Raw genomic sequence first — 7,774 nt, 5'->3', positions numbered from 1 at the left:
GCTATCGATAAAGTGATAATGGCTGCCATTGCACCTAATGATACAGATAAAGTGCGCATGTATTCGATTGACATTGATGACTATGCCGAATTTGGGCTAAACGAGGCAGACGCTCCCGAAGCTTCATGGGCGCGATATATTTTCGGCGTTTGTCGTGAGATTCTCAAACGTGGCGGTGTTGTAAAGGGTTTCAATGCCGTGTTTGCAGGCAATGTGCCTCTCGGCGCGGGACTAAGCTCGTCAGCTGCACTTGAAAGCTGCTTCGCTTTCGCTCTCAACGACCTGTTTAACGACAATCAGATTGACAAGTTTGAGCTTGCCAAAATCGGTCAGTCAACAGAACACAACTATTGTGGTGTCAACTGCGGTATCATGGACCAGTTCGCATCCGTGATGGGTCAGAAAGGAAAACTGATGCGCCTCGACTGCCGTTCTATGGAGTTTGAATACTTCCCATTCAACCCCGAAGGCTACGAGCTTGTCCTGATTGACTCACGTGTCAAGCATGAATTGGCTGATTCTCCCTACAACAAGCGTCGCCAGTCGTGTGAGCGAGTGGCAAAACGTCTCGGCATAGAGACACTGCGAGATGCAACTATGGAGATGCTTGACTCCATCCGTACCGACATCACCGCCGAGGATTATTTCCGTGCCAAATTCGTGATAGAGGAAAAAAGCCGTGTGCTTGCCGTATGTGATGCCCTCAATGCAGGAGACTATGAGACGGTCGGAAAGAAGATGTATGAGACCCACCACGGCTTGTCATACGACTACGAGGTGAGCTGCGAGGAACTTGACTTCCTCAATGATATTGCCAAGGAGTGCGGAGTCTCCGGCTCGCGCATTATGGGCGGAGGGTTCGGTGGATGTACCATAAACCTTGTGAAAAAGGATCTTAGAGACAGTTTCATCAAGACTGCCAAGGCCAAATTCAACGAGAAATACGGTCATGAGCCGAGTGTCTATCCCGTTGTCATAAGCGACGGAGCGCATAAGGAGGAATAGTCATGGAAAGCAAGAGAACAGTTCTAATCTCAGGCGGTGCGGGCTATATTGGCTCGCACACCGCCGTCGAGCTTATTAATGCCGGTTATTACGTAGTTATTATCGACAATCTTACCAACTCCGAGCGTGACTCTGTTGCCGGAGTTGAGAAGATAACCGGAAAGAAAGTGGCTTTTGAGGTCGTAGACACCTGCGACCGCGCACAACTCAAAACCGTATTCGAGACCTACCCGTTCGACACAGTCATCCATTTTGCCGCATACAAGGCTGTTGGCGAATCAATGGCTGAACCGCTCAAATATTATCAGAACAACCTCGTTTCGTTCATGAACATCGTTGCAATGATGAAAGAGTATGGCCGCCCCAATATCCTTTTCTCATCGTCGGCAACTGTCTATGGCGAAGCCGAGCATCTCCCCGTAACTGAACAGACTCCGCGCCAGCCGGCAACTTCGCCCTACGGTAACACCAAGCAGATTGCTGAGGATATTCTCCGCGACAGTTGCCGGGCTTATGATAATGTCAGAGGCATAGCTCTCCGATATTTCAATCCTATCGGTGCGCATCCCTCGGCACTTATCGGTGAGTTGCCCCGTGGTGTACCCAACAATCTTGTCCCGTTCATCACACAGACTGCCGCCGGTATCCGTGAACGTTTGAGTGTGTTTGGCAACGATTACGACACACCCGACGGAACCTGCCTTCGTGATTACATTGATGTCGTTGACCTTGCCAAAGCTCATGTCGCTACCGTCAACCGCATGACTTCCGACAAGATGGAAGATAGATATGAGATATTCAACATTGGTACCGGTCGCCCTATATCGGTTCTTGAACTGCTGACTACTTTCGAGAACGTCAATAATATAAAACTACCATATACGATTGTCGATCGTCGCCCGGGTGATGTCCCCGCTGTATGGGCTGAGACATCGCGTGCCAATGAGGTATTGGAATGGAAAGCAGAACGTACTCTCAACGAAACACTAAAATCGGCATGGGAGTGGGAAAAGCATGTAAGAAACATCATATAAATAATTCGATGAAACCGACTTTATACGTATTAGCTGCCGGAATGGGCAGCCGCTATGGAGGGCTGAAACAGCTTGACGGCCTTGGTCCTCATGGAGAAACAATAATGGACTACTCGATCTATGATGCCATCCAATCCGGATTCGGCAAAATCGTCTTTGTAATTCGCAAAGACTTCGAGCAGGACTTCCGCGACAAAATTCTATCAAAATACGAAGGCCATATCCCCGTCGAGGTAGTTTTCCAGTCAGTCGATAAACTGCCCGGCGGATTCAAGTGCCCTGACGACCGTACAAAACCATGGGGACCGGCACATGCCGTGCTTATGGCCAAAGGCTCAATCAACGAACCCTTCGCAGTTATCAACGCCGATGACTTCTATGGGCGCAATTCATTTGAAGTCATTGCCCAAGACCTCATGCGCCCGCGCGACCGCAAAGGAGATTATGCTATGGTTGGCTTCCGCGTAGGCAACACCATGACCGAGAACGGTGGTGTTTCACGCGGCGTGTGTGAAAACACGGATGGTCTGCTGACATCCGTTGTAGAGCGTAAATCAATTGCCTACGATGCCGACCACAACATTGTCTTCACCGATGAGAACGGCCAAGAGCAGACACTTGACCCAATGACACCGGTATCAATGAACATGTGGGGATTCACTCCCGACTATTTTGATTATGCCGAGCGTGAATTTATCAAGTTTCTCAAACGCGATCTGACAACGCCAAAGGCCGAGCAAGTCATTCCGGATGTAGCCGACGCACTCATCAAGTCAGGCGAAGCGACAATAAAAGTTCTCGACACAGACTCAAAATGGTTTGGTGTGACATACGCCGAAGACCGTCCCGGAGTAGTAACCAAATTTGCAGAATTGCATAAGTCGGGGCTGTATCCAGAAAAACTTTTTTGATGGTATTTTAAGGTAATAAGATTGTTTGGAGGGATTCTGGTTTTTCGGGATCCCTCTTTTATTAATAAGCACATTAAACATAAATTATGAACAAGGTTTTAATCGTTGAAGCCTCCGACTCCGACCGTCGGCTCATGTCCGCATTGCTCAGCAATGTCGGCTATGAGCCTATCGCTGTTGGAACGATGGAGGCTACTAAGGATGCGGTGGCAAAACTGCCACCCGGCGCAGCGATTGTCGCAGGACTGAGGTTCAGCGGCGGTACTGCCAAAGAGTTAGTTAACTGGCTAAAAGCTGAGAAAAAGGATTTCCCGGTCATAGCCATAGTGGAACGTCTCGGAGACACGGACGCAACGGATGTGATGGAAGACCATGGTGCTGTGTCGGTCGTTCAACGACCGGCTATCGACAAACGGCTTCCCGAACTGATGAAGAAGTATGTCCGCGATGTCGATGATGTAATCTTCACTAAAGGAGGACTGATTCATCGTCAAAGCAAAGAGTTCTGTGAGATAGAAAAAGTCATCCGTCAGATTGCCTCTACCGATGTAAACGTAGTGATTATTGGCGAAAGTGGCATGGGTAAAGAGATGATTGCTCTTGAAATATATCGCTTGAGCAATAGATCCGGAAATGCTCTTATGGAAATCGAAGCAGGCAGTGCCGCTCTTGTTGGCAAGGATAACCCGGAGTCCGGTAGAAGCAAAACATACAATCGGATAAAGGGATACTTCAATAACACCAAAGGCGGCACGATAATCATCAAGAACATACATCTTCTTGACTTTGAAAAACAATCTGTGCTTCTTCACATCCTTTCTGAGGAACACCCTGATGTCCGTGTCATCTGCACCGCAGAACCAGAACTACTTGAGATGGTCAGAGAAAAGTCGTTCCGCCCAACACTATTCTACTACTTGCGGGAACTTGACATATATGTGCCGTCACTGCGACGCGTTAAAGTGGATATCCCGATTATTGCTGACTATTATCTTCAACATCTGGCAAGTGAAAAAGGCGAACCACCCAAACGCCTTTCAGCGTCTGCCGTAAAACTGCTGAAGCAACACAGTTGGCCGGGTAATATCCGAGAACTGAAAGTGGCAATTATTCTTGCCGCACAAAACGTCGATGGCTCAGTAATCAATGCTGATGACCTTACAATCTGTCATGCGACTCCGATAATGAAGGAGACACTTCTGCTTCGGGATGAAAATGAAGAACGTTGCCGGATTGAAGATGCCATGTCACAAGCCCAAGGGGTCAAAGCACAAGCTGCAAAATTATTGGGAATAGATCGCAAGACCCTTTCCTACAAATTGAAAAACTATGGAATGGGATGATGGACGGCAACATCGGACAACTGATAATTCAAAAATTTTTCGTAATTTTGTACTGAATTAGACATACTGGCAGCCGAGGAGTCGGCTGATATACTGATAAATCATAACATAACACCGCATTTTGTTCAGTGTAAAGTCTGGTAAATTTTATACGTGAGAGCACGATGCGTGATGCTTATGCTATGCGATTGCATAGCGTACCGTCACGTTTCTCTCACAAGGTACACCAGACACCTACACCGAAGAACGTGTTCGGTGCGCTTTTTTTATTTAGGGGTGTGGTAATATTCCCCAGAACGGGTATAGTTGCCCCGATTGTCCTATTTAACTATCCTTAATTCTACAGCAGCCCAAACCTTTTAATCGACTATAAAACAATACCATCATTATTTTAACACCATTAGTGCAATCCATCTGTAATATCGTTCGGTTTATAATGCCGTGATTCTAAAGAACTATTTTTACAAATAACCTCACGTTTATAAGCCGATGGCACACAACTCTACACAACCTCTTTGCGACAGCGTTGCGGAAGGTCATATCGAAACGACAGTCGGTATGACCGAAAATAACAAGTCACTTGTCAGCGAGTCGCTCAATATTTTCATCCTGATTGAACATGAGTTTTTCATCGGCGTTGAAGCCGGAGAACTTGACAATATCAAAGACACATACGCCACCTTTACAAAAGCAATCGTGATGCTGTTTCACGGCAGCCACAACAAATCGGAGGTACATTCGGCACTTATAGTTGCCGAAGACCATCTGACTATCATCCTTGAAGATTCCACCCATCTTGATGAGAGTTTTCTCCGATTTGTAGAGCGTGCCATCAAATTCATCAAGCGTTATCTCGACCGCATAGGCGAGTGGGTAAAGGACAATCCCCTGAACGACGGAGAGGTTGCAATCGTATCCGCTACTGTTTCTGGTGACAGCATCGCCGTTGAAGAAGTATCGTCTATCCAATGGGACGGCAAGTTTACAGAATTAGTAGAGCTTGTTCTCGCACTCCTTATATCCGGTAAAATATCCGCTGAAACCGATGCCGAGTTTATCCGTACTATATTCCGCATTTTTGGAATCAAGAAGAACCTGACCGAATACTATAAGGCTCTGAAAAAGATTGAAGAGAAGCATCCGAAGGACGATGATATGCCCGGTCGTTGCAAGGCACTTCGGCAGTTACTCGAAGATACCGAGAAAGAACTGCAACGCAGATACCTCGGCAAAAGGGCATGAAAAATCCGCAGTCATACAGACCTGCCGTACAACTGCGGATAATAAGTTCAGTCGCTGTTCGCTTCCCGTGCCAGACGTACCTTCTCTCTGAGGACAATCTCCCTTACATCCTGCTTCACCTGATTGTAATTGTCCTGTATCGCAATATCCATAGCCTCCTTTGTCGGGATGTCGGTCAGAATGGGTATAGGCTTGTAAGCCTTCTCTTCCCGTGCCACTGCTTTCGTATCCACTACAATCTCGGCATGGAAAATCTTCTGGTCGATACGCTCGTCAAAGTTGTCGCTGACTGCTCCGACAAACATACCCTGCGTCAATGTGGAAATCTTACTTGCCGGAATAAGACTATCCATCTGCGTGTTGAATGAATGGCTCACGTCCTGACGGTTGATGGATATGGACTGGCGTTTCTGGAGTACCTTACCGAATCGCTCGGAAAGTGTCTTGGCGGTTTCTCCGACAACCTGCCCTGAAAAGATATTGCCGACGGTGTTCATCACCACTGCCGCCTCCTTGTCGCCGTAGTCACGTTTCAACTGCGAGAAGTCCTGAAAGCCGAGACAAACGGCAACCTTGTTGCTTCGTGCAGTGGCGATAAGGTTATCGAGACCCTTGAAATATATCGTCGGAAGCTCGTCTATCACCACACCCGATTTGAGCATATTCTTTTTGTTGATGAGCTTGACAATACGTGAATTGTATAGACCGAGGGCGGCCCCATAGATGTTCTGACGGTCGGGATTGTTGCCGACACAAAGTATCTTCGGATGCTCCGGGTTGTTGATGTCGAGAGTGAAGTCGTTACCGGTCATTATCCAGTAGAGTTGTGGTGAAATCATGCGAGACAGCGGGATTTTGGCTGATGCTATCTGACCATAGGCTAAGCACCCGGCGCCTTTCCGTGTTTTAACACGGTAGGTTTCCAAGCACTCGCCTCCGAACCGTGCTGACAGGTCTCCCCGTACACGGCTCTCCACCTTCTCTTTCAGTCTAACTTTCCCGAATGTATCTTGTGATGGCATACTGAACATACTGCTAATGTTTTACGTTTACGTGAAATCATTTTAATTTCCCAATCACTTTTGCCTTTAAGGTCTTTTAGTTTGCGTACATGGTGCATTTCAAGGTTATCCGTAGCACCGCAGTTTTCACATACCCGTGCTTGAAGTCTCTTGATTAGACCATTTCTGCCACCAGTTATGGCAATAGTGTTTGGCAATCTGTCATCCAAATACCTATTGGGTAGTTCCTTTCGCTTAAAACCTTTATCGTAGAACTCACGTTTGAACTCATATCCTCTTTTGTTGGTGTACGGTATGGCGAACACCCCGTTTTTCTTGTACTTCGCAATGATTTTCTTTTTCGAGGTACTGTACTTTGCGGCATACGTCTTATACATACTGTATTCCATGATATTGTAGAATGAGTCAATGACGGGACTATTGTTTGCTATTGAGTAGAAATTATAGAACCCCATGATTTCGGAGTTATATTGGCTTATAATCTCCAAATCATCAAGGCAGCGCATATATGTACGACCTTTAGGCTTCCAAACCTCCTTGCCATTTTGCACAATGATTTTTAGCGCATCATATTCAAGGAGCTTCTTCCGCATGACTTCGGTTGTCACATACAGTACTATCTTATGGTCTAAACTTCTTGTCAGATGTCCGTTCTTATCTCTATGGGTTTCATTGGATTTGCGTACGAATACGTCATAACCAAGAAATTTGGCATGTTTCCTCGCATTGGTTATCAGCGTTTTCTCATCGGATAGTTCCAGCTTCAGTTTGTCAGCCATAAATTGCTTTATGTCCTCCTTGATACTGACACAATCCTCTTTACTGCCGATAACGCCAATGAGAAAATCATCCGCATATCTTACATATTTCAAACGTTTCATCGTTGCATCCATTTCATCACTTGCTGGATAGTTGAGACGTTCTCTGACAATTTCCTTGATTTGCATCAACAGTCGTTTCCGTTCCGTTTTGTCCGTTGATTTTTTCAGTTTGGTTACTAACTTGGCTTTCCGATGTCCGAAACGTTTTACTATCGGATTTTCCTTGCGCCTTTTCCCTTTGTTGAATTTTTCAGTGTATTCCTTGATGTATTTGTCGAACTTGTCAAGATAGATATTTGCCAGTATAGGGCTTATTATCCCACCTTGTGGCGTTCCGCTGTACGATTTATGAAATACCCAATCTTCCACATATCCGGCATTCAGAAACTTTCGGAT

The 7,774-nt window shown here is 46.3% G+C and carries 6 protein-coding genes and 1 pseudogene; 5 read left to right on the top strand and 2 right to left on the bottom strand.

The annotated features are described in order from the left end of the window. The 5 genes from galK to C5O24_RS09135 all read left to right on the top strand — a co-directional run. On the top strand, positions 1-1,005 hold a 1,005-nt coding region (galK, locus tag C5O24_RS09155; RefSeq protein WP_107681733.1), incomplete at its 5' end, for a galactokinase. Between the two features lie 2 nt (positions 1,006-1,007). Further along, positions 1,008-2,039: a UDP-glucose 4-epimerase GalE gene (gene galE, locus C5O24_RS09150; RefSeq protein WP_107036594.1), complete on the top strand. Its 1,032-nt coding sequence runs from the start codon at positions 1,008-1,010 to the stop codon at positions 2,037-2,039. 8 nt (positions 2,040-2,047) lie between these two features. Beyond that, entirely contained in the window at positions 2,048-2,950 is a 903-nt protein-coding gene (locus C5O24_RS09145) for a glycosyltransferase family protein (RefSeq protein WP_107036593.1), read from the top strand. 86 nt (positions 2,951-3,036) lie between these two features. Continuing rightward, positions 3,037-4,293, top strand: a complete 1,257-nt coding sequence (locus C5O24_RS09140) for a sigma-54-dependent transcriptional regulator (RefSeq protein WP_107036592.1) — start codon at positions 3,037-3,039, stop codon at positions 4,291-4,293. A 558-nt stretch (positions 4,294-4,851) separates the two neighbouring features. After that, on the top strand, positions 4,852-5,535 hold the full coding sequence (locus C5O24_RS09135) for a hypothetical protein (protein WP_107036591.1): 684 nt from the start codon (positions 4,852-4,854) through the stop codon (positions 5,533-5,535). A 47-nt stretch (positions 5,536-5,582) separates the two neighbouring features. On the opposite strand, the pseudogene C5O24_RS09130 reads toward C5O24_RS09135, so the two are convergent. Further along, positions 5,583-6,413: pseudogene (locus tag C5O24_RS09130) on the bottom strand (TraM recognition domain-containing protein); the annotation flags it as partial. Between the two features lie 107 nt (positions 6,414-6,520). Then, positions 6,521-7,774 (bottom strand): reverse transcriptase/maturase family protein (locus tag C5O24_RS09125; RefSeq protein WP_107681732.1); only part of this gene is annotated, 1,254 nt, incomplete at its 5' end.

Origin of the sequence: Paramuribaculum intestinale (assembly GCF_003024925.1) — a bacterium.
GTDB lineage: Bacteria > Bacteroidota > Bacteroidia > Bacteroidales > Muribaculaceae > Paramuribaculum > Paramuribaculum intestinale.
The sequence above is the reverse complement of the archived record's forward strand: the minus strand, read 5'-3'. Positions and strand labels throughout refer to the sequence as shown.

Excerpts from the sequence above, each read along its gene's own strand:
- galE (WP_107036594.1), top strand. The coding sequence starts at position 1,008 with ATGGAAAGCAAGAGAACAGTTCTAATCTCAGGCGGTGCGGGCTATATT.
- C5O24_RS09145 (WP_107036593.1), top strand. The coding sequence starts at position 2,048 with ATGAAACCGACTTTATACGTATTAGCTGCCGGAATGGGCAGCCGCTAT.
- C5O24_RS09140 (WP_107036592.1), top strand. The coding sequence starts at position 3,037 with ATGAACAAGGTTTTAATCGTTGAAGCCTCCGACTCCGACCGTCGGCTC.
- C5O24_RS09135 (WP_107036591.1), top strand. The coding sequence starts at position 4,852 with ATGACCGAAAATAACAAGTCACTTGTCAGCGAGTCGCTCAATATTTTC.